Source organism: Actinoplanes solisilvae, from assembly GCF_003999975.1.
GTDB classification, from domain to species: Bacteria; Actinomycetota; Actinomycetes; order Mycobacteriales; family Micromonosporaceae; genus Actinoplanes; species Actinoplanes solisilvae.
On the sequence record NZ_RJAC01000001.1, the window covers coordinates 368,251 to 390,833 of the forward strand.

Consider the following 22,583-nt stretch of genomic DNA (forward strand, 5'->3'; position numbering starts at 1 on the left):
AGCATGTCGCACGGCGGAGAAATTCTAGGTCTCGGCGGAGACGCGGCCACCGAGCCCAGCTTCGACTTCGCTCTGCGGGGCTACGAGAAGAAGCAGGTCGACCGCTACGTCGCCCGCGCCGAGAACGAGATCGCCGCGCTGGCCACGGAACGCGAGCAGGCCTACTCCCAGATCCAGGCGATGAACGCCCAGATCGAGCGGCAGCAGCAGGAGATCGTTCAGGCCCGCAAGCAGAACGGCCTGAACCCCGAGGTGTCCTTCCGCCACCTCGGCCCGCGCGTCGAGCAGATCCTGGCCCTGGCCGAGGAGCAGGCCGAGGCGATCAAGGCGTCGGCCACCGACGACATCGCCGCCCGCCTGGCCGAGGCCGAGCGGGTGCGGGCCGAGGCCGAGGCCCACGCCCACAACGGCGTCCGCGACTTCGAGATCGCCCTGGCCTCGCGCCGCGCCGAGGAGGAGCGGGCCGACGCCGCCAAGCGCGCCGCCTCCGACAAGGCCCTGGCCGCCGCCCGCCAGTCGGCCGAGCAAATGCGGGCCGAGGCCGAGAACACCCTGACCCGGGCCCGCGCCGAGGCCCAGCAGCACACCGAGCAGGTCGCCCAGGTGGCCCACCGCACCCGCGTCGAGGCCGACGGCTACGCCAAGTCCACGCGCATGCAGGCCGACCAAGAGATCAAGGCGCTGCGCGACAAGGCCCAGCAAGAGCTCAACGCCCAGCGCGCGGCGGCCGAGCGCGACCACAACGAGCAGCGCGCCGGCCTCGACCGTGAGCTCACCCAAAAACGTCAGACCGCCGCCCAGGAGCTGGCCCACATGCGCGCCGGTGTCGAGAAGCAGTGCGCCGACCTGCGCAGCGAGGCCGACAAGTACGCGGAGGAGGTCCTGCGCCGCTCCGACGACCAGGCCACCGCCGTCCGCAACGAGATCGCCGCCCAGCAGGAACGCATCGCCGAGGCGGGCCGCGAGCTCGAGGCGGCCCGGGCCAAGGCGGCCGACGCCCAGCGCGATCTGGCCACCGCCCAGGAAAGGGCCCGTGCCGGCTCCGACGAGGCGGCCAAGGTGCAGAAGACCCTCGCCGCCGTCCGCCAGGAACTCGAGGCCGAGCAGACCCGCCTGATCGAGGCCAAGCAGGCGGGCGAGGCAGCCGAGCGCCACGCGACCGACGTGCGCCGCCAGGTGCAGAAGGAAGCGAAGCGGGTCGCCGAACTGGCCGCGGCCGCCGTGATGGCCGCCGCCGGCGGCTCCGACGAGCAGGACGAGCCGGCCGACGAGGTCGGCGCCCACGCCGCCGAGAAGCACCCGGCCAAGGTCACCGCCTCGGCCAAGGTCACCGTTCCGCCGTCCTCCCGCGTCGGCGCCGACGCAGAGTAACTGAGCCGTCCACCACGCTCGGGGCCGCCGGACTGGCGGCCCCGGCCCCGCGGCGATAGCTTCGCACCGAGAAATGTACGGCCGGCGCGATCAACTCCGGCTACCGCCAGTGTGGAGGATCCGGTGGCCAGGGAAGACGACGATCTGCCGGTGAACGACCCGGCTCAGCACGACGACGAGTCGCTCGACGTGGCCGCCGAGGAACACCTCGAGGGCCGCTTCGGCCGCCCCGGCCCGCCGATCGACCGCCGCAACCCGTTCATGCTCGGCCTGCTCGGCGGTCTGGGCGTCATCGTGGCGTACGCGATCTTCCTAGGGGTCCGCAACGCGGCGTCAATCCTCGTCCTGATCTTCATCGCGCTCTTCCTGGCCATCGGCCTCAACCCCGCCGTCGTACGCCTGCGCAAGCTCGGCATCCCGCGGGGCCTGGCCGTCACGATCGTCGCCCTGGCCGTGGTCTGCCTGCTCGCGGGCGGCATCGTCGCGCTGATCCCGCCGCTGATCAGCCAGACCACCCAGCTCATCGACAACGTGCCCGACTACATCCAGAGTCTTCAGCGCAACGAGACCATCAACGATCTGGTCACCCGCTACGACATCCTGAACAAGGTCACCAGCGCCCTGAACGCGGGCACGGTCGGCAACGTCGCGGGCGGGGTCGTCGGTGTCGGCCGCATGGTCGCCGGCACCATCTTCAACCTGCTTACGGTCCTGGTGCTGACGATCTACTTCATGGCCTCGTTCGACCGCATCCGCGAACGGGCGTACACCCTGGTGCCCGCCTCCCGCCGGGTGCGCGTACGCCTGCTGACCGACGAGATCCTCACGAAGGTCGGCGCCTACATGGTCGGCGCGATCTCGATCGCCGTCCTCGCCGGCGCCAGCACCTGGCTGCTCGCCGTCATCCTCGGCCTGGCCTACCCGTTCGCGCTGGCCGTGGTCGTGGCCGTGACCGACCTGATCCCCCAGATCGGCGCCACCCTGGGCGCCATCATCGTGAGCCTGGTCGGCTTCGCCTCGTCGCTGAGCGACGGCATCGTCTGCGCGGCCTTCTTCATCGTCTACCAGCAGCTCGAGAACTATCTGATCTACCCGAACGTCATGCGGCGCTCGGTCAAGGTCAGCGACGTGGCGGCCGTGGTGGCGGCCCTGCTCGGCGTCTCCCTGTTCGGGGTCGTCGGCGCCCTGGTGGCCATCCCGATGGTGGCGGCCATCCAGCTCATCATGCGCGAGGTGGTCGTGCCGAGCCAGGAAGCCCGCTAGCCCCTAGTCCTGGTAGCTGCAGAACGTCGGGTTGCCGCTGGTGATGCCCAGGTCGTTGCAGTTGAAGGCGCTGCCCTGGCTGTGATAGCGCCAGCCGGTGCTGGCCTTGTAGCGGAAGAGAAAGGCGCCGTCGCCAAGGTTCGGGCCCTCCACCCGAGCGGTCGCCCAGGTTCGCCAGCAATGGACCTTCACGAAACGCCAGTCCTGCGGCAACTCGTACAGCCGCTCCAAAGCCTTCGCCGTGGGGCAGTCGGGATAGCGGGGCCGCTTGCTCGTCGGGCTGGATGATGGCGGCTTCGACGTCGGCGTGGTGGTGGTCGACGGCGTCGTCGTCGTCGGGGCCGCGGTCGTCGTGGTCACGGCGGGCGTCGGCACCTGGGTCGCGACCGGGGTGGAGGGGCCGCCGCCGGCGCTGGTGACGGCGACGACGCCCCCGACGGCGAGCACCGCGACCGTGGCGGCGGCGCCGGCGGCCACAGTCGTGCGCCGTTGGAGTTTGCGGGATCGGGTCAGGACACGTTCGTGGAGATCGGTGTTCCCGCCGTGTTCGGCCAGGTCGGACATGGCCCGACGTAGCGGGCCGAGATTGTCGCTCATCAGGCTTCCTCCATCACGGCCGAGAGCAGGTCGGGCGCCAGCGCGCGCAGACGAGCGAGGGCCTTGCTGGTCTGGCTCTTGATCGTGCCGACCGAGCAGTGCAGCAGGTCGGCCGCCTCGGCCTCGCTGCGATCCTCGAAGTAGCGCAGAACCAGCACGGCGCGCTGCCTGCGGGTGAGCTGGGCCAGCGCCTCGTGCAGGGCGAGCTTGAGATCCGTACGCCGGGAATGATCGCTGTCGGGGTGAGCCACGTCGGTCAGCTCGCCCGGCAGCGACTCGACCACCCGGCGACGACGCCACCGGCTCACGTGCAGGTGGTACATCGCCGTCCGGGTATAGGCCTCGAAATGCCCGGGATCGTCGAGCCGGTGCCGTCCCCGGTGAGTGCGGGCCAGCGCGTCCTGCACCAGGTCCTCGGCCAGGTGCCGATCACCGGTCAGCAGGAACGCCGTCCTCAGCAGTGCCGGCGTCCGGGCCCGGACGAAATCGCTGAAAAGATCGTCGATGGTGTCAGGCATGTGCCGATCGAGCCCCCATGTGTGCCTGGCCGGCGAAATCAGTCTTCGTAGCAGATCGGCGAGGGCTCTTTGATCCCGAGACTCGCACAGTCGACGGCGCTGCCCTGGCTGTGATACTTCCAGCCCGCACTGGGCCGGTAGTGGAAGAAGTAGGCGCCGTCGCCGAGGTTCGGTCCGGCCGGCCAGGCGGTGGCCCAGTCCTTCCAGCAGTGGACGTTCGACGCCGGGAAATACCAGTCCTCGGGCAGATCGACCAACCGTTCCAAAGCCTTCGCCGAGGGGCAGTCGGGGTGGCGCACCGGCTTGCGTGTCACCTTGGCCGACGCGGTTCTCGAAGTCTTGACGGTCGGGACCGGAGCGGTGGTGGAGGGGGCGGTAGGGACGGGAGCAGCGGTTGCCGGAGCAGTGGAGGTGGGAGCGGTGGAGGTGGGAGCGGCAGCGGTGGGAGCCGGCGTGGAATCACACGCGGCGAGCCCGAGAAGGACGGCGGCGGACAGCAACAGCAGGTGGCGGCGCATGGTTCCCCCGGTGGTCGTGATGCTTGTACCCGGGTACACGCGGTCCACAGTAGGCAGGTTGCCGCCCGCCGAGGACTTTTCAGTCGGCCTTCGGCACCGGTACGTCGGAGAAGGCGGCCACGGTCCGGTCGGCGTACGCGTTCATGTCGCCGGTCTCCATCGGACCGTCCCACGTGCGGGGCAGCGGGACCGGCACCGACGGCGCGACCCGGCTGACGACCTCGTCGAGCACCTTCTCGGCGTCGCCGACCCACAGGTGCTTGGCCCCGGCGACCGGCACGATCTCGGCGTGCGGCGCGGCGGCGAACCGCTCGGTCGCCTCGGCCGGACGCAGGTAGTCGTCGAACTCCGGGATCAGCGCCGTGAGCGGCTTGCCTTCCGCGGCCCAGGCGGCCAGGTCGGCGGGCTGCGAGAACCGCAGCGGCGGTGACAGCAGGATCGCCCCCGCCACGGCCGGATCGAGGCCATGCATGAGCGTGAGGTCGGTGCCGAACGACCAGCCGAGCAGCCAGATGTTGGGCAGGTCGGCGAACTCGGCGAACTCGATCGCCGCGGCCACGTCGAACCGCTCGTCGACCCCGGCCGAGAACGTGCCCTGGCTGGTCCCGCGCACGCTCGAGGTACCCCGGGTGTTGAACCGCAGCACCGCGACCCCGGCCAGCGCCGGCAGCCGCCAGGCCGCCTTGCGGAAGACGTGGCTGTCCATCATGCCGCCGTGGGTGGGCAGCGGGTGCAGACAGACCAGCGTGGCCAGCGGCTCACGGTCGAGCGGCTTGGACAGCTCGCCGACCAGGGTGAGGCCGTCGGCGGTCTGCAACTCGATGTCCTCGCGGTGAGCGGGCAGGATCGAGTTGGCGCGGATCGAAGAACTCATCGAGGCATGCCTTCAGTCGTTTTCGGGGTGGCGGGTGGGGGGTCGGAGGGTCACCCGTAGCGCGGGGCGTTGCGTGAGCGCTCCACGCCGGGGCCTCGTCGGTCACGCGCCTTCCAGCAGCCGGTGTGCCAGTGGCGGCGGTCGGTCTCGTCGCCGCGGCCGTCGATCGGCCAGGCCACGACGTGCGCCACGCCGGGCCGGATCTCCTGCAGGCAACCCGGGCAGCGGTACGTCTTCGCGGCCGCCCCGCCGAAGATCGACCGCACCATCCATTCGCCGTCCCGCCACTGCTGGACGCCCTCGATGCCCTTGCGGACGCGCTCGTCGGTCAGTTCCCGGGGCGGCTCCGAGCCCGGGCGGCGGCGGGGTTGGTTGCGGCGTGGCACATTCACAAGCGTACGGGTAACGCCGATCACGACCAGTTGATGACTCACCGGTAACAAGTGGCTAGGCTCGCCTTCATGACCGCTACGAGCGTGCCCGGGCTTCCGGCCGTCGAGGACGGCGTGCTGATCTCCACCAATCCGGCTTCCGGCGCCGAGGCCGGCCGCGTGCCCGTCGCCGACGCCGAGGCGGTTGCCGAGACCGTCCGCCGCGCTCGGGAGGCCGCCGTCTGGTGGCAGTCGCTCGGCTTCGACGGCCGCCGCGAGCGGTTGCTGCGGTGGCGGTCCCTGATCGTGCGCCGCGTCGAGGAACTGGCCCGGGTCACCAGCCTCGAGACCGGCAAGCCGGCCGCCGACGCGATCGTCGAGGCCACCGCCGCCGTCGAGCACCTCGACTGGGCGGCCCGCAACGCCAAGCGGGTGCTCGGCCCGCGCCGCGTGCGCACCCGGCTGCTGGTGGCCGAACACTCCGGTCACCTCGAATACCAGCCGTTCGGTGTGGTCGGCGTGATCGGCCCGTGGAACTACCCGATTCTCACGCCGGTCGGCCCGATCAGCGGGGCCCTGGCCGCCGGCAACGCCGTGGTCCTCAAGCCGAGCGAATACACGCCGATCGTCGGCCAGTGGCTGGTCGACACGTTCGCCGAGGTCGTTCCCGAGCAGCCGGTGCTGCAGGCGGTGCACGGGCTGGGCGACACGGGCGCCGCGCTGTGCCGCTCGGGGGTCGGCAAGATCGCGTTCACCGGGTCGACCGCCACCGCCAAGAAGGTGCTGGCCGCCTGCGCCGAGAATCTGGTGCCCGCGGTGATCGAGGCGGGCGGCAAGGACGCGCTGATCGTCGACGCCGACGCCGATATCGCCGCCGCCGCCGAGGCCGCGGTGTGGGGCGCGATGACCAACGCCGGGCAGACCTGCATCGGCATCGAGCGGGCTTACGCCGTCGCGCCCGTCTACGACGCCTTCGTCGAGGCGGTCGTCGAAAAGGCCGGCAGGCTGCGCACGGGCGAGGAGATCGGCCCGATCACGATGCCCGGCCAGCTCGACATCATCCGTGATCACATCGACGACGCGCTGGCCCAGGGCGGACGGGCGGTGCTCGGCGGGTCCGAGGCCGTGCGGCCCCCGTACGTCTCCCCCACCGTGCTGGTCGACGTGCCGGCCGACTCGCGCGAGATGCGGGACGAGACCTTCGGGCCGACGCTCACGATCACCAAGGTCGCCGACGCTGACGAGGCCGTGCAAAAGGCCAACGCGACACCGTACGGGCTGGGTGGCTCGGTCTTCGGCAAGAAGAACTCGCTGCGCATCGCCCGGCGGCTGCGCTCCGGGATGGTCGCCGTCAACTCGACCCTCACGTTCGTCGGCATGGGCAACCTGCCGTTCGGGGGCGTGGGCGAGTCGGGTTTCGGCCGCATCCACGGCGAGGACGGTCTGCGCGAGTTCGCCCGGGCCAAGGCGATCACCGTACGCCGTGGGCCTTCGCTTCTGCCGGCGATGACCTTCGAACGCACCCCGGCGCAGGTCGCCAACATTGTGAAGGCCTTGCGGATCCTGTACGGCCGGAAGTAGCCGCCCGAGCGCGGCTGCTAGCGTCCGACAGGTGGTGGATCATCCCGCGGTCGAGGTCGACGACCTGCATGTCGGTTACGGTTCCACGCCGGTGCTGGTGGGGGTCAAGCTGACCGTCCCGGCCGGCGAGGGTGTCTGCGTGGTCGGCGAGAACGGCATCGGCAAGTCGACGCTGCTGCGCTGCGTCAGCGGCCTTCAACAGCCCGACCAGGGCACGATCCGGGTCTTCGGCGGCGATCCGGGCGCGACCCCCGAGTTCTGGCGGGCCGTGGTCACCACGGTCGAGCCCCCGACCTGGTATCCCGGACTGACCGCCCGCGAGCACGCCGAACTGGTCTGCCGCGCCCACGGTCAGGATCCCGAAGAGGCCGGCATCGACGAGGCGCTGGAGCGGTTCGGCCTGGCCGGTCACACCGACGCGATCCCGCCGTCCCTGTCGTCCGGGCAGAAGCAGCGGCTGGTCCTGGCCATCGCCCTGCTGCGCCCCAGCTCGCTGCTGATCCTCGACGAGCCCGAGCAGCGCCTCGACCGCGAGGGCCGCGCCGACGTGGCCTCCCTGCTCTCCGACTACCTCGAGGGTGGCGGCTCGTTGCTGATCGCCAGCCACGACGAGACGTTCGCGGTCGCCTCGGGCGCGGCGATCACCACGATGGAGTCGCTGAGCGCGGGCACGCCATGACGGCCGTCCCCCTCGCCCCCGTCCGCCGCTGGATCAGCCGCACCCAGTCCTCCCACCGCGAGCGCGGAGCCACCCTGAGCAGCCTGTACGTGGGTCTGCTGTCGGTCGCCATCATCGGCGGCATCCTGCACCGTCAGCTCGCCGCCGTCTTCTGGCCGTCCGCCCCCAACGCCTCCGCCCTGGCCGGCGCCTCGCTCGTGGCCGTCTGCTACGGCCTGCTCTACCTGGCCCTGCGCCGCTTCGGCCCGCTCGCCCTGAGCCGTCCCGCGGCGTCGTGGCTGCTCCCGGCCCCGGTCAGCCGTCGCCGCCTGCTGCTGCCGTCGCTGCGCATCGCGGGCTTCACCGCCGCCCTGCTCGGGGCCCTGGCCGCGGTCGCGATCGTCGGCCACGTCGCCCCGCGCGCCCGGGTCGGCGACGAGGTGGCGCTGCTGACCGTCGGCGGGGCGCTGATCGGCCTGGCCCTGCTGCTGGTCGCGGCGGCCGCGCAGGCGGGCGGACGCTGGGGCGACGCGGTCGACACGATCGCCGGGCTGGCCTTCGCGGCGGGCCTCGTCGGCCTGGTCACGGCCACGACGCTCGATTCGCCGGTCGGCGTGACGGACTGGCCCCCGGCCGGAACCCTGGTGCCGGTCGTGGCCGGCGTCTTCGTCGTGGTCGTGGTGGTGCTCGCGCTGGTCGTCCGGGGCCTGGCCCGAACCCCGAGCGACCGCATCCTGGACGCCTCGCGCACGGCCGGCACGCTCTTCGACACGGCGTTCGGCGTCGAGCCGTCGTTCCTCACCGACATGATCGAGCGCCGGTACTGGGCCCGGCGGCGGCTGCGCTCCACCCGGCTGAGCTCACGCCTGCCCATCCTGATCGCCCAGGACCTTCTGCTGGCCGTGCGACGCAGGCGACGCCTGCTGTGGCTCGCCCTCGCCACCGTCCTTCCGGTGCTGCTCGGTTCGGCGCCGGGCTGGGTGCTGGGCGCGGCCGTGCTGCTCGGTTGCCTCTTCGCCGGCCTGACCGCCACCGGCAACGCCCGCACCGACGCCGGCAACCCGGTCATGCTGCGGCTGCTCGGCATGACGTCGCGCGAGGCCGTCTTCCAGCGCCTGTGGGTGCCCGGTGTGCTGGCCGGGGTGTGGGCCGCTCTCGCTCTGACCGCCCTCGACCTTCTCGGCGACCTGCCCTCCGGCCCCTGGTGGGCGCTGGGCCTGACCCTGGGCCCGGTCGGCGCCGCCGCCGCGGTGCACCGGGCCCGCGTCGGCTTCGTCCGCAACGAGCTGCTGCCGCTGGACACGCCGATGGGCACCTTGTCGACCGGACCGCTGGTCAATGCCGTCATGGGCCCCGACCTGTTGCTGCTCGGCGTCCCCGCCTGGATCGCCATCGGGCAGGGTTCGCTGTCGTGGACGACCGTGCTGCTGCAAGGGGTGATCGGGGTGGCCGGGGCTCGGGTCTATCTGGCCGGGACCACGTCGCTGGAGCGGACCGAGCTTTCCGCCGGTTGAGCCGCCCTCAGAACAGAGTGAGTTCGTCGCGCTCCATGCCGCGCAGCTTGTCGTAGTCGACGACGACGCAGCGGATGCCGCGGTCGGTCGCGAGCACGCGGGCCTGCGGCTTGATCTCTTGGGCCGCGAAGACGCCCTGGACCGGAGCGAGCAACGGGTCGCGGTTCATCAGTTCGAGATAGCGGGTCAACTGCTCGACGCCGTCGATCTCGCCCCGGCGCTTGATCTCGACCGCCACCGAGCCACCGTTGGCGTCCTTGCAGAGCAGGTCGACCGGGCCGATCGCGGTCATGAACTCGCGGCGCACCAGGCTCCAGCCCTCACCGAACGTGTCGGGGTGGGCCGCCAGCAGCTCTTGCAGGTGGGCCTCGACGCCGTCCTTGACCAGGCCGGGATCGACCCCCAACTCGTACGAGGTGTCCTGGAAGATCTCCTCGAGGGTGATCCGCAGTTCCTCGCCGGCCTTGTTCACGACCTTCCAGACGCCGGGGGCCTCCTGCAGCTTGCACGGGGGGCTCATCCAGTTCAGCGGCTTGTAGGCGCGATCGTCGGCGTGGATGGAGACCGACCCGTCGGCCTTGACCATCACCAGGCGAGTGGCGGTAGGCAGATGGGCGGACAACCGTCCGACATAGTCGACGGAGCACTTCGCGATGACCAGGCGCACCGCACGACAGTACCGTCACGGTTGCCGGGCGAGCCAAGCGGCGTTCGCGGGGGTTTGTCATCCTGGAGCCGTGCTCGAAGCGCTCACCGGCACCGGCCTGGCCGCATCCGCCGGGCTCAATGCCTACATCCCCCTGCTCACGATGGGCCTGCTGGCCCGCTACACCGACACGATCGACCTGCCGACCGGCTGGTCGTGGCTGTCGAACGGCTGGACGCTGCTGATCCTGGCCGTCCTGCTGGCGATCGAGGTCGTCGCCGACAAGGTGCCGGTGGTCGATCACGTCAACGACGTGGTGCAGACCGTGGTGCGGCCGACCGCGGGCGGGCTTGCCTTCGGTGCCGGTTCGTCGTCCGAGACGGTCACCGTCAGCGACCCGGGGTCGTTCTTCGGGTCGCATCAGTGGGTGCCGATCGCGGCGGGGGTGGTGATCGCGCTCGGGGTGCACGGCGTGAAAGCACTGTCCCGGCCAGTGGTGAACACCACTACGGCCGGATTCGGCGCGCCCATCGCCAGCACCGCCGAAGACATCGGCAGCGTTCTCATGTCCGTGTTCGCCATCCTGCTGCCGGTGTTGGTGCTGGTCGGGCTGGTTCTGATGGTTCTCGCCGGCATCTGGGTGGTGCGCCGGCGGCGGCGACGGAAGGCGCTGTCGGGTTCCGGAGCGCGGTCGCAGTTTGGTTGACTCTCCGGGTGCCCGCGATCGCCGTACTCGCCTTCGCCCTGTCGTGGTGGGCCGCCTGCTATCTGGTGGGCCGCGACCCCAGGCGCCCGGCGGCTCTGCGGGCGGCCGGCGGGCTGATCGCGTACGCCCTCGGGGTCGCACTGTGGAGCGTCGCACCTGAGCACTCCGCGACCCAGGTGCTGCTCTGCGTCCCGGCGCTGTTCTGGGCGGGTGCGGCGATCTCGCTGCTCCCGTCCGCGGTGCCCGAGCGGCGCTATCTCGATCGTGGCTGGGTCGTGCTGTCGGGCGCGTTCCTGGTGATGCTGGTGCTGCTGCCGCCGGCCGGGCGGCTGGTCGTGGTGGCCCCGCTCGCCGGTGGCCTGGTGCTGCTCTGGCGGTTCCGTGACCAGGTACGCCCGCCCGTGCTCACCGCGGCGCTGGCTGTCGCGGCCGCTCTCTACGCGGCCGCGCTGGCGGGGCTGCTGCTGCCGCTCGACCTGAGCCTGTCCGGGCTGCTGGTCGCCGCGGCCGGCCTCGATCTGGTGATGCTCGGCTTCCTGATCGCGGTCGCCGAGGCGCTCGACGTCGGTGAGCGGCTGCGCCCCGATCTGATCCGTGCGGTGACCGCCGCCCTGGTCGCGACCGTGCTGGTGGGCGGGCCCATCGCGGTCACCGTGCTCGAGGTCGACGACGAGCCGGTGCTGGTCGGCCTGCAGTTCGCGCTGCTCGCCGTGGTGATGACCGCGACCGGGCTGGCCGGGCCGGTGCGCCGGGGCCTCGACCTGCTCGCCTTCCGCGGGGACGAGCGGCTGCGCCAGGAACGTTCGGTGTTGTGGTCACTGAGCGAGGCGCTGCCCCGGCATCGGCTGCGACGGCGGCTGCTCGTCACCGGGCGGGACGACTTCCTGCGGTTCGCGCGGCAGGCCCTCGACAACTACGGCGACCTGGGCCGGCTGATGCGCAGCCCGCTCACCGACCTGCCCAGCGTCCACCGTCGAGGGACCAGCCACGCCGCCCGGGCCGTCGAACTGCGGGCGTTGCTGGCGAGGAAGGTCGGCGAGCTGCGTCCGGCCGGGCCGTTCGAGACGACCGACGAGTGGCGGCACTGGACCGCGCTGCGTTTCCGGGTCGAACTCGGCCTGGACCCGTACGCCCGAAAGCCTTCCTCGGACGGGCTCGACCCCGACGATCGCCGGGCTCTCGAGTGGTTGCGCAGGCAGGTGCCGCCGGGCACCCTGCGGCGCTGGCAGGAGGAGGCCACGGTGCTGGTGGCGGCCCGGCTGTGGGACGAATTGGCCGTCAGCCGGGCGCGGGGCGTCGCCCCGACACGCAACACATAACCGGTCACCAAGGCCGAAAATGGGTAAAATCCCCCATCGTGCGATTCTGGGGGACGGGTGGGTAGCCACCGCAACGCGCTGGTCGCCGCGGTCCGGCAGGAGCTCGCCGAGGCGCGGGGAGCGGCTCGTGCCGTGCTGGCCGAGGCCGAGACGGCGCGCGGCGAGGCGCAGGAGAGACGGCGACTCGTCCGGGACGCGTACTCGATGTGTCTTCATCAACTGGCTGAGGCGCGCGACGCCGCCCGCCGCGACGTGGAGCGCCGATTCCAGTTCGAATCGTCGCGGCTCGCTGGCAACGTGCGCCACCTCGCCGCCCTGAACGCCACCGGGGCGGCCGGCCTGCCCTGGCGCATGTGGGCGCCCAGCGAGCCCGAGCCCGGCACCCGCCCCGGCCTGCTGCGCATCGGCACGCTGACGCTCGACGACACCGCCGCCGTTCCCGCCCTCGTGCCCTTCCTCGACGCCGCTCATCTCGTCTTCTCGGGCCCGGCCGACGACGCCGACGCCGTGATCACCGGGCTGCTGCTGCGCGCGCTGGGCACCACCCGGCCGGGCGACATGCAGCTCACCGTCTACGACCCCGAGCATCTGGGCGGCACGCTGGCGTCGTTCGCGCCGCTCGGCATCTCGTTCGTCGGCCCGGGCGGGCTCGGCGCCGCGCTCGACGAACTGGTCGAGCACATCTGCCGGGTAAACGAGACCGTGCTGGCCGGCGAGCACCAGTCGCTGGCCGACCTCACCGCGGCCACCACCACCGGTCCGCGTGCCGAGCCGTGGCGGGTGATCGTGCTGCTCGCCGACGCGGCCAGCGCCCAGGAACTGACCAGCGCCCAGCGCGCGCAGCTCGACCGGATCGCGCGCACCGGCGTCTCGTGCGGCGTGCACCTGGTCGTGCGCGGGCTCGAACTGCCCGAGCACGCGAGCGTGCGGCGCCTGCGGGTCAGCGACCAGACCGCCACCTGCGACCTCACCGGCGACCTGGAGATCCGGCTCGACCCGCCGCCGCCCGCCGACCGGGTGACCGCGTTCTGCCGGGCCACCGCGGAACGGCTGCGGGCGGGTCCGCCACCGGCCCGCCTGTCCGACCTCGAGCCGCGCGAGTTCTGGGCCGAGTCGTCGGCGCACGGGCTCGTCGCGCCGATCGGCGACAGCACCGACGGGACGCTGATCGACGTGCCGCTGGGCGACGACCCGCCGCACGCGCTGATCGGCGGGCCGTCCGGGTCGGGCAAGACCAACCTCCTGTACGCCTGGCTGGCCGCGCTGTCCACCCGCTACGGACCCGAGGAACTGGCGCTCTACCTGCTCGACTTCAAGGAGGGCGTGTCGTTCGCGCGCTTCGTACCAGGGCCGCGCGACCCCGGCTGGCTGCCCCAGGTGCGGCTGGCCGGCATCAACGTCAACGGGGACCGCGAATTCGGGCTCGCCATGCTGCGCCACCTGGGCGAGGAACTTCGTACGCGGGCCCAGGCGGCCAAACGCGTCGACGCGTCCAAACTCGCCGAACTGCGGGCGGAGGACCCGACCGGGCACTGGCCGCGCATCGTCGCGGTCATCGACGAGTTCCAGGTGCTGCTCTCGGGCCGGGACGCGGTCGCCGACGAGGCCGTGACGCTGCTCGAGGACCTGGCTCGGCGCGGCCGCTCGCAGGGCATCCACCTGATCCTCGCGTCGCAGGACGTGAGCGGGATCGAGGCGCTGTGGGGCCGCTCCGGCCTCATCGGACAGTTCACGCTGCGCATCGCCCTGCCCAAGGCCCGGCGCATTCTGGCCGACGACAACCTGGCCGCCGCCGTCATTCCGCGCCACCACGCCGTGGTGAACACGCAGTCGGGCACGTCAGGAGCCAACCAGATCGTACGGCTCCCCGACGCGGGCGACCGTCTGGTCTGGCGCAGCCTGCAACGACGGCTGTGGCGCGACCGCCCCGACGGCTGCGAGGAGCCACGCCTGTTCGACGGCGACGCCGTTCCGAAGCTGCCCGAGACGTGCCGCCCGGCCGGCCCGGTGCCGACCGCCGAGACCCCCGTCGGTTCCTCGCCCGGGGCGGTGCTGGGCGAACGGATCGACGTGGCCGCGCGCCCGGCCCGCCTGCGGCTGGGACGCATGCCCGGCCGCAACCTCGCGGTGCTCGGCACCCGCACCGACGAGGCCTGCGACGTACTCGCGGCGGCGGCGTTGTCCCTGGCGGCCCAGGGTCCGGCCCACTTCAGCATCGTCTGCCTCGACACCGACGCGGCCCGCGCCGCCGCGCGCCTGATCGCCGAACTGCCCTCGGCCGACTGGTGCACGGCGCTGCCCCCGCTGTCGGACGGCTCAGTCCCGCACTACGTGATCGGCTACGCGCTCGACGCGGCGACCGACCCGATGATGCGGACCCTGCTCGACGACGGCCCCGAGCAGCGCATGCACGTACTGGGCTGGTGGCGCTCGGTGGCCCGGCTGCGGGACTCGCTGGGCGGCCCCGGCGCGCGCCTCGACCCGATCGGCGCGTGGGTGGCGCTCGACGTGCAGGGCGCCGACCTGGCCCCGCTCTATCCGCAACCGGGTGGGCCGGCCTGGTATCCGCGAACGCGGCGGGCGCTGTTCTTCGACCGCTCGGTGCACCGCACCCCGGAAGTCATCGTCCCCTACGAGGTGAACAGTGACCACGCATGACCACACGTGATCGTCAGCCGATCGGGCGCGACTACCAGTTGATGGTCAGCGCCCTGGCCGAGGCGACCCGCCGCCGCGACGCCGAGCTGGGCAACGCCGACCAGGCCTACCAGGAAAACGCGGCGCAGGCCGCGGGCGAGCTGGCCCGGGCCGAGGGCGACGCGCTGTCGGCCGACCGCTGGGCCGGGGCCGCGGCGGCCCAAGTGCTCGACGTGGACCGCGAAGCTGCCCACCTGTGGGACCAGCTGCGACGGGCCCGGGGGTTGCGGGTGCGGTCACTGGGTGAACTGCCCGAGCCGGCGCCAGTCGAGTCGCTGCCCCGGGTCGCCCTGCCCCGGGCGCCGTCCGACCCGTCCGACCCGCCCCCGCCGACCCGCCGGGAGACGCCTCGCGCGCTGCTCGCGCGGGCCGCCGAACGCATCGACCACACGATCCGCCCGGCCGGACGCCGTTCCCTGCCCCGCTGGTCGCTGCCGTTGCTGCCCCTGCTGGGCGCGGCCGTCGCCGCCCTGGCCGGCCTGGTGGGCTCGGGCCTGGTGACCTTCGGGGGTACGGGGGTGTGGGCCGGCGCGGCCATCCGGGGCGCGGGGTGGCTGGCCTTCCTCGTGGCGCCGTCGGCCGGGGTGCCGGTCGCCGCCTACCTGGCCCATCGCCGGCTGCAGGCCAGATTGGACATCGGCGGCATCGGCCTGACCCTGCTCGGCGGCATGATCTCGGCGACGCTGATGTCTCTGGCCTTCGCCGCCACCCATTGAGCCCGCGCCTGTGGACAACCCACCGCAAATGCTTGACAGCCCGTAATCTGACCCACGCCTCCCGGGCGGGCGGGCAAGCAGGCGGGCGGGCAAGCAGGCGGCCGCTCGGGGGAAGACGCGCTCGGGCCACTGCCACTACGGTCGAGGCATGGAGCCGGCGATCCGGGTGCGTGGCCTGCGCAAGACCTACGCGGGGGCGGTCGCCGTCGACGGGGTCGATCTCGACGTGGGTCAGGGTGAGGTATTCGCGCTGCTCGGGCCCAACGGCGCGGGCAAGACGACGACCGTCGAGATCCTCGAGGGCTACCGCAAGCGTGACGCGGGCGAGGTCAGCGTGCTCGGGGTCGATCCGGCGGTGGCGGTCGGCGGCCACAAGCGGGCCCGCGGCTGGCGCGACCGGGTCGGCATCGTGCTGCAGGGCACCGGCGAGTTCGACGAGCTGACCGTCGGCGAGGTCGTACGCCACTTCGCCCGCTTCTATCCGCGACCCGACGACCCGGTCGCCGTCGTCGAGCGGGTCGGGCTCAAAGAGAAGGCGGACGCGCGCACCCACACGCTCTCCGGCGGCCAGAAGCGCCGCCTCGACGTCGCGCTGGGCATCGTCGGGCGGCCCGAGCTGCTCTTCCTCGACGAGCCGACCACCGGTTTCGACCCCGAGGCGCGCCGCGAGTTCTGGCAGCTCATCCGCGATCTGCAGGCCGGCGGCACCACGATCCTGCTGACCACGCACTATCTCGAAGAGGCCGAGGCGCTGGCCGACCGCGTCGGGGTGATCACTCGGGGACGGCTGATCGCGGTCGACTCCCCGGCCCGGCTCGGGCACCGCGACACGGCCGAGGCCACGGTCTCATGGCGTACGCCCGAAGGCGCTCTGGAACGCACGAGAACCGCGACACCGACCGAGGTCGTCGCCGATCTCGCGGAGAGGTACGGCGAGGTGCCCGGGCTGACGGTCACGCGGCCGACGCTCGAGGACGTCTACCTCGACATGATCGGAGACGCGGCATGACGCTGCTCGCCCGCAGTCAGGGCCGGCTCGAGGTCAAGCAGTTCCTGCGCAGCCGCGAACAGGTCGTCTTCACGCTCGCCTTCCCGGCCATCATGATCGTGGTCTTCGGTTCGATCTTCGATCAGGAGATCGCTCCGGGCGTCGGCTACACGCAGTACTTCGTGACCGGCATGATCGGCACCGGCCTGATGACCGTGGCGTTCCAGGCGCTGGCGATTCAGATTCCGACCGAGCGTGACCGTGGCGTCCTCAAGCGGTTCCTCGGCACCCCGATGCCCAAGTGGGTCTATTTCGCGGGCAAGGTGCTGATGGTCGCCTTCATCGCCGTGCTCGAGACCGTCATCCTGCTCGGCGTGGCCACCATGTTCTTCGGCCTCGACCTGCCCGACAGCGGCACCAAGTGGCTGACCCTGCTCTGGGTGGCGGCGCTCGGCATCACCGCCTGCACGCTCTGCGGCATCGCGTTTTCCTCGGTCGCCCGCACCGGCCGCAGCGCGCCCGCGGTCGTCACTCCGGTCGCGCTGATCCTCCAGTTCATCTCGGGCGTCTTCTTCGTCTTCACCAGCCTGCCGGGGTGGATGCAGAACGTGGCCGCCCTGTTCCCGCTCAAATGGATCTGCCAGGGCCTGCGCTCGGTCTTCCTGCCCGCGTCGTTCGGCACGCAGGAGCCGGGCGGCTCGTTCAACCTGCCGACCGTCGCGCTCGTGCTCGGCGCCTGGTGCGTGCTCGCCCTCGTCCTCTGCCTGACGACGTTCAAGTGGACGACGAAACGCGACGGCTGAGTTTTGAGAGGCTTGATCGGAACCTCCGGCGGGTAAACCGGCTGGACCTCTGAGTTAAGGAGTTGGTCGCCGCCATGGGCGGATATGGCTGGCAGCTCGTCCTCGTCGTCGTCCTGGTGCTGCTCAACGCCGCGTTCTCGGGCAGCGAGATGGCCCTGATCACGCTGCGCGACAGTCAGCTCCAGCGGCTCGAGCGGCAGTCCCGCACCGGCCGCACCCTGGCCAAACTGGCCCGCGACCCCAACCGCTTCCTGGCCACGATTCAGATCGGCATCACGCTGGCCGGCTTCCTGGCGTCCGCCTCCGCCGCGGTGTCACTGGCCAAGCCGCTGCAGGAGCCGCTGAGCTTCCTCGGCGGCGCCGCCAACACGGTCGCGATCGTGCTGGTCACCATCGTGCTGACGTTCTTCACCCTGGTCGTCGGCGAGCTCGCCCCCAAGCGCATCGCGATCCAGCGCGCCGAGGGCTGGGCGCTGCTGGTGGCCCGCCCGCTCGACATGATCTCGACGCTGTCGCGCCCGGTGGTCTGGCTGCTCGGCAAGTCGACCGACGTGGTCGTGCGCATCACCGGCAACGACCCGAACGCCGGCCGCGAAGAGGTGACCACCGAGGAGATCCGCGACCTGGTCACCCAGCAGCAGGAGTTCACGCCCGAGCAGCGCACCATCATCAGCGGCGCGTTCGAGATCGCCGACCGCATCCTGCGCGAGATCCTGGTCCCCCGCCGCGACGTGCTGGTCGTCTCGGCCGAGGAGTCGTCGCACGCCGCCCTGGAACAGCTGATCGCGGGCGGGCACTCACGGGCACCCGTCACCGGGCCGATGGGGCTGGACGACGTGCTGGGCGTGGTGCACCTGCGCGACCTCGTCGACGCCGAGGGCCCCGTACGCGAGCACATGTTCGCGCCGTTGTTCCTGCCCGAGACGCTCAAGGTGTCCGACGCGATGCGCCAGATGCGCGTACAGCGCCAGCAGCTCGCCCTGGTCGTCGACGAGCGCGGCGCGATCGACGGCATCATCACGATGGAAGACCTGGTCGAGGAGGTCGTCGGCGAGATCTACGACGAGACCGACCGTGACGTGCAGTCGGTGGTGCGCGAACCCGACGGCTCGATGCTGCTGCCCGGCACCTTCCCGATCCACGACCTGCCCGACATCGGCGTCGACGTCGAGCGCCTGGACGAGGGCGACTACACCACGGTGGCCGGCCTGGTGCTGGCCCATCTCGGGCACATCCCCACCGAGCCGGGCGAGGTCGTGCTGGTCGACGGGCACACCGCCGAGGTCGTCGAGGTCACCGGCCGAGCCATCACCCGCGTACGCCTGAGGGTCGCGCCTCGTGACCGCGAGGAGCAGCCCTCCTAGCCGAGCCCGTTGTAGGCCACGGACAGGACGGCGTGCGCGACCAGGATCGCGTCCTCCTTCGAGTCGTACGGCCCCACGCGCAGCTCGACCGCGTGGGTGCCGTAGACGGCTCGCACCGTCCAGCTGTTGGGGTGCCGGCCGTCCTCACGACTGTGGTTGACGATGACCTGGGTCGCCGCCCGCAGGTTGACGGCCGACCACTTGTCCTCGGTCGTCGCCCACGTGCGGAACCAGCCCGGAGCCACGACCAGGGCTTCCTTGCTCGCCTCGGCGAGCGCCCACTGCGTAGCCTCCGGCGCCGTCATGCCCGTTTTGCTCACATCAGGCATGGTAAAGCAGCTCAGTACGAGTAGAAGCCCTTGCCGCTCTTCCGCCCGAGGTCGCCGGCCTGCACCATGCGCTGCAGCAGCTCCGGCGGGAAGAACTTCTCGTCGGCGGTGTCGCGATAGATGTTGCTCGCCGCGTTGAGCATGACGTCGAGCCCGGTCAGGTCGACGGTGGCCAGCGGGCCCATCGCGTGCCCGAAGCCCAGCTTCATGACGGTGTCGAGGTCGGCCGCGCTGACCACGCCCGACTCGACCAGCTGGATCGCCTCGACCAGGATCGCCGAGAAGAGCCGGTTGGAGACGAACCCGGCGACGTCGCGCTTGACCTCGACGCACGTCTTGCCGACCTCTTCGGCGTACGCCCGGGCACTGGCCAGGGTCTCGTCGGAGGTCTGGTAGCCGCGCACGAGCTCGACCAGCTTCATCATCGGCACCGGCGAGAAGAAGTGGATGCCGACGACCGACTCGGGGCGCGCGGTGACGGTGGCGATCTGAGTGATCGGGATGGCCGAGGTGTTGGTGCCGAGGACCGCGTCGGCCTTGCAGATCTTGTCGAGGGCCCGGAAGACCTCGTGCTTGGCCTCGACCTTCTCGTAGATGGCCTCGACCACCACGTCGGCGTCGGCCGCCGCGTCGAGGTCGGTGGTGGGCGTGATCCGCGCGATCGTCGCCTCGGCCTCCTCCTCGGTGATCTTGCCCTTGGCCGCGAACCGGCTCAGCGAGTCACGGATCGCCGCCATGCCGCGGCTCGTCGCCGCGTCGTCCACGTCGCGCATGGTGACCTGCCACCCGGCCTGCGCCGAGACCTGCGCGATGCCGGATCCCATCAGCCCGGAGCCGATGACCGCCAGTCGACCCGCCATGTTCTGCTTCTCCTTCGCCTGACCCCGTCAACAACAGGCTCACATTAGCGGGGTTACTGAACGGACACTAAGCGCAGGGGGGCACCACGATCGGGGCAATTCCGGGGAAAAGGGTTGGTCGCGGTGCCAGACTGTGCGCATGGCCTCAGGCAACGGCTGGTACCTCGTCGGGCCGCTGATCGCCGTCGGCCTGGTCGGCTTCCTGGGCGCGATCTTCCGCCGTATGGGCCTGGAGTGGACCGCGGCCCGCGAATCCGAAGCCGCCGGTCTGTCGATCTTCGGCCCCGAACCGGAGGACTACGGCCTGCTGCGACCGGCGGCCGTCACCACCGAGGACGACGCCGCCGACGAGATCCGCCGCCTGCTGCGCGAGGCCGGCATCAGAACCACCCAGACGTACGACCGCGAAGGCCGCACGATCGTGCTGGTGTTCGCCGAGGAGCTCGACGAGGCCCGACGGCTGGTCGGCGACTCCCCGGCGCTCTAGCCTGTCTAGAAGTCGAACGTCGGCTCGGGCACGTCGGCCCGCTCGACCTCGACGCCCAGCTTGGCCAGGTCGTTGACGAAGTCGGGGTAGCCGCGGTCGATGTGGTGCACCTCGCCCACCTCGGTCACGCCCTCGGCACACAGCCCCGCGATGACCAGCCCGGCACCGGCCCGGATGTCGGTCGCCCGCACCGGCGCCCCCGAGAGCCGTTCCCGCCCGTTCACGACGGCGTGGTGGCCGTCCGTGCGGATGTCGGCGCCGAGGCGCACCATCTCGTTCACGAACATGAACCGGCCGTCGAAGATGTTCTCGGTGACCAGCGACGAACCCTCGGCCACCGCGGCCAGCCCCAGCGCCATCGGCAGCAGGTCGGTCGCGAAGCCCGGGAACGGGAGGGTGACGATGTCGACGGCTTTGGGGCGGTCGGCCATGCGCACGCGGAACTGGTTGTCGCCCGGCTCGACCGTCGCGCCCGCCACGACCAGCTTGTCGAGCGCGATGTCGAGGAACTCGGGCCGCACGCCCTGAACCGTCACGTCGCCCCGGGTCATCGCCGAGGCGAACGCCCAGGTGCCGCCGACGATGCGGTCGCCGATGGTGGTGTGCCGCACGGGGTGCAGCTCGTCGACGCCCTCGATGGTCAGCGTGGACGTGCCGGCGCCGTCGATCTGGGCGCCCATGCCGGTGAGCATCTCGCAGATGTCGACGATCTCGGGCTCGCGGGCCGCGTTGTCGATCTCGGTCACGCCCTTGGCCAGCACGGCCGCCATGAGCAGGTTCTCGGTGGCGCCGACGCTAGGGAAGTCGAGCCAGATCTTGCTGCCGCGCAGGCCGCCGGGCGCGGACGCGATGACGAAGCCGTGCTCGCCGGAGATCTGAGCGCCCATGCGGGCCAGGCCGGAGACGTGCATGTCCAGGCCCCGCGACCCGATCATGTCGCCGCCGGGCAGGGCGACACGCACATAGCCCGTACGGGCGAGGAGCGGGCCGAGCACGCAGATCGACGCGCGCAGGCGGCGGACCAGGTCGTAATCGGCCTCGCTGCCCGGATCGGCGGGCACGTCGATGGTCGCCTGACCACCCTCGAGGGCGACCTCGCAGCCCAGCCGGCGCAGCACCTCGGCCATGATGGCGATGTCGGTGATCCGCGGAACGTTCTCGACGACGCTGCGGCCCGGGGCGAGCAACGCCACCGCCATCAGCTTGAGCGCCGAGTTCTTCGCGCCACCCACAGTGACCTCACCGGTCAGTGAGGTGCCGCCCTTCACCCTGATGACATCCACGCGGGCCATCGTATGGTCCTGCGCCCAGCGTCACCGCCGTAGGGTCTCCCGTATGGCCGTTCACCTCACTCGCATCTACACCCGCACCGGCGACGCGGGGCAGACCCGACTCGGCAACAACGAGGTCGCCGACAAGACCGATCCGCGCATCGTGGCGTACGCCGACACCGACGAGTGCAACGCCGCGATCGGGGTGGCGCTGGCCCTCGGCGACCTGCCCGCCGAGGTGCGCGAAGTGCTCACCACCATCCAGAACGACCTGTTCGACGTCGGCGCCGACCTGTGCAACCCCGAGACCGAGAACCCGCCGTACCCCCCGCTGCGGGTCACCGACGACTACGTGACACGCCTGGAGGGCTGGTGCGACGGCTTCCTGGAGCCGCTGCCGGCCCTCGACAGCTTCGTGCTGCCCGGTGGCACCCCCGGCGCGGCCCTGCTGCACGTGGCCCGCACGGTGGCCCGGCGGGCCGAACGCTCGACCTGGACGCTGCTGAAGGCCGACCCGGACCGTACGAGCGACCTGCCCGCGAAATACCTGAACCGACTCTCCGACCTGCTCTTCATCCTCTCCCGCACAGCCAACGCGGGAAACGACGTGAAGTGGGTCCCGGGCGGCGCCCGCTGATGCTCCACCACGTCGAGCTGTGGGTGCCCGACCTCGAAGGCGCCACCGGCCCGTGGGGCTGGCTGTTGGGTTCGCTCGGCTGGACGCCCTACCAGGAGTTCCTGGGCGGCCGTTCGTGGCGGTGCGGCCCGGTCTACCTGGTGCTGGAACAGTCGCCGGCGCTCACCGGCGACGTGCACGACCGGCGCGCACCCGGGCTGAACCACCTGGCCTTCAACGCCGGCAGCCGGGCCGAGGTCGACCGGCTGACCGCGGAGTCGGCCGCGCACGGCTGGGCGCTGCTGTTTCCGGAGCGCCACCCCCGCGCGGGCGGGCCCGACTCGTACGCCGCCTATCTGGAGGACGCGTGGGGTTTCGAGGTCGAGCTGCAGTCCGGCCCGCCCGGCTGACCGAAACCCGGGTGACAGGTTCGCCGATCGCCGTCATCCTCAGGACATGACAACGCGCCTCGCCGTCTCTTTCCGGTCGCCTCCGGCGGCCGGCTGACCCGCGCGT

Annotated in this window: 24 protein-coding genes; 15 read left to right on the forward strand and 9 right to left on the reverse strand. The window is 71.6% G+C overall.

What is annotated here, in order from left to right:
* Nucleotides 1-3: 3 nt before the first annotated feature.
* Nucleotides 4-1,371 carry a coiled-coil domain-containing protein gene (locus EER30_RS01670; protein WP_127497550.1) on the forward strand — a complete coding sequence of 456 codons (1,368 nt, stop codon included), beginning with the start codon at nucleotides 4-6 and terminating at the stop codon, nucleotides 1,369-1,371.
* On the forward strand, nucleotides 1,372-2,634 hold the full coding sequence (locus tag EER30_RS01675) for an AI-2E family transporter (protein WP_432417513.1): 1,263 nt from the start codon (nucleotides 1,372-1,374) through the stop codon (nucleotides 2,632-2,634).
* A 3-nt stretch (nucleotides 2,635-2,637) separates the two neighbouring features.
* On the opposite strand, the gene EER30_RS46865 is transcribed toward EER30_RS01675, so the two are convergent.
* Genes EER30_RS46865 through EER30_RS01700 form a run of 5 tightly spaced genes read right to left on the reverse strand, consistent with a single transcriptional unit; the run spans nucleotide 2,638 to nucleotide 5,527 of the window.
* Nucleotides 2,638-3,231, reverse strand: coding sequence for a hypothetical protein (locus tag EER30_RS46865; protein ID WP_164842200.1), 594 nt, complete (start codon nucleotides 3,229-3,231; stop codon nucleotides 2,638-2,640).
* Entirely contained in the window at nucleotides 3,231-3,749 is a 519-nt protein-coding gene (locus EER30_RS01685) for a SigE family RNA polymerase sigma factor (RefSeq protein ID WP_127497552.1), read from the reverse strand. The genes EER30_RS46865 and EER30_RS01685 overlap by 1 nt, the downstream gene beginning before the upstream one ends.
* Nucleotides 3,750-3,787: 38 nt before the next feature.
* Nucleotides 3,788-4,306: a hypothetical protein gene (locus EER30_RS01690; RefSeq protein WP_127497554.1), complete on the reverse strand. Its 519-nt coding sequence runs from the start codon at nucleotides 4,304-4,306 to the stop codon at nucleotides 3,788-3,790.
* 40 nt (nucleotides 4,307-4,346) lie between these two features.
* Nucleotides 4,347-5,141, reverse strand: coding sequence for an alpha/beta hydrolase (locus tag EER30_RS01695; RefSeq protein ID WP_127497556.1), 795 nt, complete (start codon nucleotides 5,139-5,141; stop codon nucleotides 4,347-4,349).
* Between the two features lie 50 nt (nucleotides 5,142-5,191).
* Nucleotides 5,192-5,527: an Rv1322 family protein gene (locus EER30_RS01700; RefSeq protein ID WP_489884454.1), complete on the reverse strand. Its 336-nt coding sequence runs from the start codon at nucleotides 5,525-5,527 to the stop codon at nucleotides 5,192-5,194.
* A gap of 75 nt (nucleotides 5,528-5,602) precedes the next feature.
* Here EER30_RS01700 and EER30_RS01705 point away from each other — a divergent pair, with 75 nt between their 5' ends.
* Genes EER30_RS01705 through EER30_RS01715 form a run of 3 tightly spaced genes read left to right on the forward strand, consistent with a single transcriptional unit; the run spans nucleotide 5,603 to nucleotide 9,265 of the window.
* Complete coding sequence (locus EER30_RS01705; RefSeq protein WP_127497558.1) at nucleotides 5,603-7,093, forward strand: aldehyde dehydrogenase family protein; 1,491 nt, start codon at nucleotides 5,603-5,605, stop codon at nucleotides 7,091-7,093.
* Between the two features lie 31 nt (nucleotides 7,094-7,124).
* A complete protein-coding gene (locus tag EER30_RS01710; protein ID WP_127497560.1) occupies nucleotides 7,125-7,772 on the forward strand; it encodes an ABC transporter ATP-binding protein in 648 nt (215 codons plus the stop codon).
* The gene (locus tag EER30_RS01715) at nucleotides 7,769-9,265 is read left to right on the forward strand and encodes a DUF6297 family protein (RefSeq protein ID WP_127497561.1); all 1,497 of its coding nucleotides are present in this window, start codon (nucleotides 7,769-7,771) and stop codon (nucleotides 9,263-9,265) included. The genes EER30_RS01710 and EER30_RS01715 overlap by 4 nt, the downstream gene beginning before the upstream one ends.
* A gap of 7 nt (nucleotides 9,266-9,272) precedes the next feature.
* Here the strand turns inward: EER30_RS01715 and nucS are convergent, their stop codons facing one another.
* A complete protein-coding gene (nucS, locus tag EER30_RS01720) occupies nucleotides 9,273-9,932 on the reverse strand; it encodes an endonuclease NucS (protein ID WP_127497563.1) in 660 nt (219 codons plus the stop codon).
* A gap of 70 nt (nucleotides 9,933-10,002) precedes the next feature.
* Here nucS and EER30_RS01725 point away from each other — a divergent pair, with 70 nt between their 5' ends.
* The 7 genes from EER30_RS01725 to EER30_RS01755 all read left to right on the forward strand — a co-directional run bounded on the left by EER30_RS01725 (nucleotide 10,003) and on the right by EER30_RS01755 (nucleotide 18,504).
* Entirely contained in the window at nucleotides 10,003-10,617 is a 615-nt protein-coding gene (locus tag EER30_RS01725; protein WP_127497565.1) for a DUF4126 domain-containing protein, read from the forward strand.
* Between the two features lie 8 nt (nucleotides 10,618-10,625).
* The gene (locus EER30_RS01730; protein WP_127497567.1) at nucleotides 10,626-11,936 is read left to right on the forward strand and encodes a hypothetical protein; all 1,311 of its coding nucleotides are present in this window, start codon (nucleotides 10,626-10,628) and stop codon (nucleotides 11,934-11,936) included.
* A gap of 57 nt (nucleotides 11,937-11,993) precedes the next feature.
* The gene (locus EER30_RS01735) at nucleotides 11,994-14,594 is read left to right on the forward strand and encodes an FtsK/SpoIIIE domain-containing protein (protein ID WP_127497569.1); all 2,601 of its coding nucleotides are present in this window, start codon (nucleotides 11,994-11,996) and stop codon (nucleotides 14,592-14,594) included.
* Nucleotides 14,591-15,349, forward strand: coding sequence for a hypothetical protein (locus tag EER30_RS01740; RefSeq protein ID WP_127497571.1), 759 nt, complete (start codon nucleotides 14,591-14,593; stop codon nucleotides 15,347-15,349). The genes EER30_RS01735 and EER30_RS01740 overlap by 4 nt, the downstream gene beginning before the upstream one ends.
* Nucleotides 15,350-15,497: 148 nt before the next feature.
* Nucleotides 15,498-16,358, forward strand: coding sequence for an ABC transporter ATP-binding protein (locus EER30_RS01745; RefSeq protein ID WP_127497573.1), 861 nt, complete (start codon nucleotides 15,498-15,500; stop codon nucleotides 16,356-16,358).
* Nucleotides 16,355-17,140, forward strand: a complete 786-nt coding sequence (locus tag EER30_RS01750) for an ABC transporter permease (protein ID WP_127497575.1) — start codon at nucleotides 16,355-16,357, stop codon at nucleotides 17,138-17,140. The genes EER30_RS01745 and EER30_RS01750 overlap by 4 nt, the downstream gene beginning before the upstream one ends.
* Nucleotides 17,141-17,214: 74 nt before the next feature.
* Entirely contained in the window at nucleotides 17,215-18,504 is a 1,290-nt protein-coding gene (locus EER30_RS01755; protein ID WP_127497577.1) for a hemolysin family protein, read from the forward strand.
* Here the strand turns inward: EER30_RS01755 and EER30_RS01760 are convergent.
* Both EER30_RS01760 and EER30_RS01765 read right to left on the reverse strand, forming a co-directional pair.
* Nucleotides 18,501-18,824: a hypothetical protein gene (locus tag EER30_RS01760; protein ID WP_240669704.1), complete on the reverse strand. Its 324-nt coding sequence runs from the start codon at nucleotides 18,822-18,824 to the stop codon at nucleotides 18,501-18,503. The two genes, EER30_RS01755 and EER30_RS01760, sit on opposite strands and share 4 nt — an antisense overlap.
* Before the next feature lie 20 nt (nucleotides 18,825-18,844).
* Entirely contained in the window at nucleotides 18,845-19,693 is an 849-nt protein-coding gene (locus EER30_RS01765; protein WP_127497579.1) for a 3-hydroxyacyl-CoA dehydrogenase family protein, read from the reverse strand.
* A gap of 139 nt (nucleotides 19,694-19,832) precedes the next feature.
* Between EER30_RS01765 and EER30_RS01770 the strand changes: the two genes are divergently transcribed.
* Nucleotides 19,833-20,180 (forward strand): hypothetical protein, encoded by a 348-nt coding sequence (locus tag EER30_RS01770; protein ID WP_127497581.1) that lies wholly within the window; start codon nucleotides 19,833-19,835, stop codon nucleotides 20,178-20,180.
* Nucleotides 20,181-20,185: 5 nt separating this feature from the next.
* Here the strand turns inward: EER30_RS01770 and murA are convergent, their stop codons facing one another.
* The gene (gene murA / locus EER30_RS01775) at nucleotides 20,186-21,472 is read right to left on the reverse strand and encodes a UDP-N-acetylglucosamine 1-carboxyvinyltransferase (RefSeq protein WP_127497583.1); all 1,287 of its coding nucleotides are present in this window, start codon (nucleotides 21,470-21,472) and stop codon (nucleotides 20,186-20,188) included.
* A gap of 43 nt (nucleotides 21,473-21,515) precedes the next feature.
* Here murA and EER30_RS01780 point away from each other — a divergent pair, with 43 nt between their 5' ends.
* Entirely contained in the window at nucleotides 21,516-22,088 is a 573-nt protein-coding gene (locus EER30_RS01780; RefSeq protein WP_127497585.1) for a cob(I)yrinic acid a,c-diamide adenosyltransferase, read from the forward strand.
* Entirely contained in the window at nucleotides 22,088-22,477 is a 390-nt protein-coding gene (locus tag EER30_RS01785) for a VOC family protein (protein WP_127497587.1), read from the forward strand. Before EER30_RS01780 ends, EER30_RS01785 begins: the two co-directional genes overlap by 1 nt.
* Nucleotides 22,478-22,583: the final 106 nt, after the last annotated feature.

Coding starts and splice junctions, on each gene's coding strand:
- EER30_RS01780 (WP_127497585.1), top strand. CDS start 21,516: ATGGCCGTTCACCTCACTCGCATCTACACCCGCACCGGCGACGCGGGG.
- EER30_RS46865 (WP_164842200.1), bottom strand. CDS start 3,231: ATGAGCGACAATCTCGGCCCGCTACGTCGGGCCATGTCCGACCTGGCC.
- EER30_RS01695 (WP_127497556.1), bottom strand. CDS start 5,141: ATGAGTTCTTCGATCCGCGCCAACTCGATCCTGCCCGCTCACCGCGAG.
- EER30_RS01670 (WP_127497550.1), top strand. CDS start 4: ATGTCGCACGGCGGAGAAATTCTAGGTCTCGGCGGAGACGCGGCCACC.
- EER30_RS01685 (WP_127497552.1), bottom strand. CDS start 3,749: ATGCCTGACACCATCGACGATCTTTTCAGCGATTTCGTCCGGGCCCGG.
- EER30_RS01770 (WP_127497581.1), top strand. CDS start 19,833: ATGGCCTCAGGCAACGGCTGGTACCTCGTCGGGCCGCTGATCGCCGTC.
- EER30_RS01740 (WP_127497571.1), top strand. CDS start 14,591: ATGACCACACGTGATCGTCAGCCGATCGGGCGCGACTACCAGTTGATG.
- EER30_RS01785 (WP_127497587.1), top strand. CDS start 22,088: ATGCTCCACCACGTCGAGCTGTGGGTGCCCGACCTCGAAGGCGCCACC.
- murA (WP_127497583.1), bottom strand. CDS start 21,472: ATGGCCCGCGTGGATGTCATCAGGGTGAAGGGCGGCACCTCACTGACC.
- EER30_RS01715 (WP_127497561.1), top strand. CDS start 7,769: ATGACGGCCGTCCCCCTCGCCCCCGTCCGCCGCTGGATCAGCCGCACC.
- EER30_RS01755 (WP_127497577.1), top strand. CDS start 17,215: ATGGGCGGATATGGCTGGCAGCTCGTCCTCGTCGTCGTCCTGGTGCTG.
- EER30_RS01705 (WP_127497558.1), top strand. CDS start 5,603: ATGACCGCTACGAGCGTGCCCGGGCTTCCGGCCGTCGAGGACGGCGTG.
- EER30_RS01750 (WP_127497575.1), top strand. CDS start 16,355: ATGACGCTGCTCGCCCGCAGTCAGGGCCGGCTCGAGGTCAAGCAGTTC.
- EER30_RS01765 (WP_127497579.1), bottom strand. CDS start 19,693: ATGGCGGGTCGACTGGCGGTCATCGGCTCCGGGCTGATGGGATCCGGC.
- EER30_RS01745 (WP_127497573.1), top strand. CDS start 15,498: ATGGAGCCGGCGATCCGGGTGCGTGGCCTGCGCAAGACCTACGCGGGG.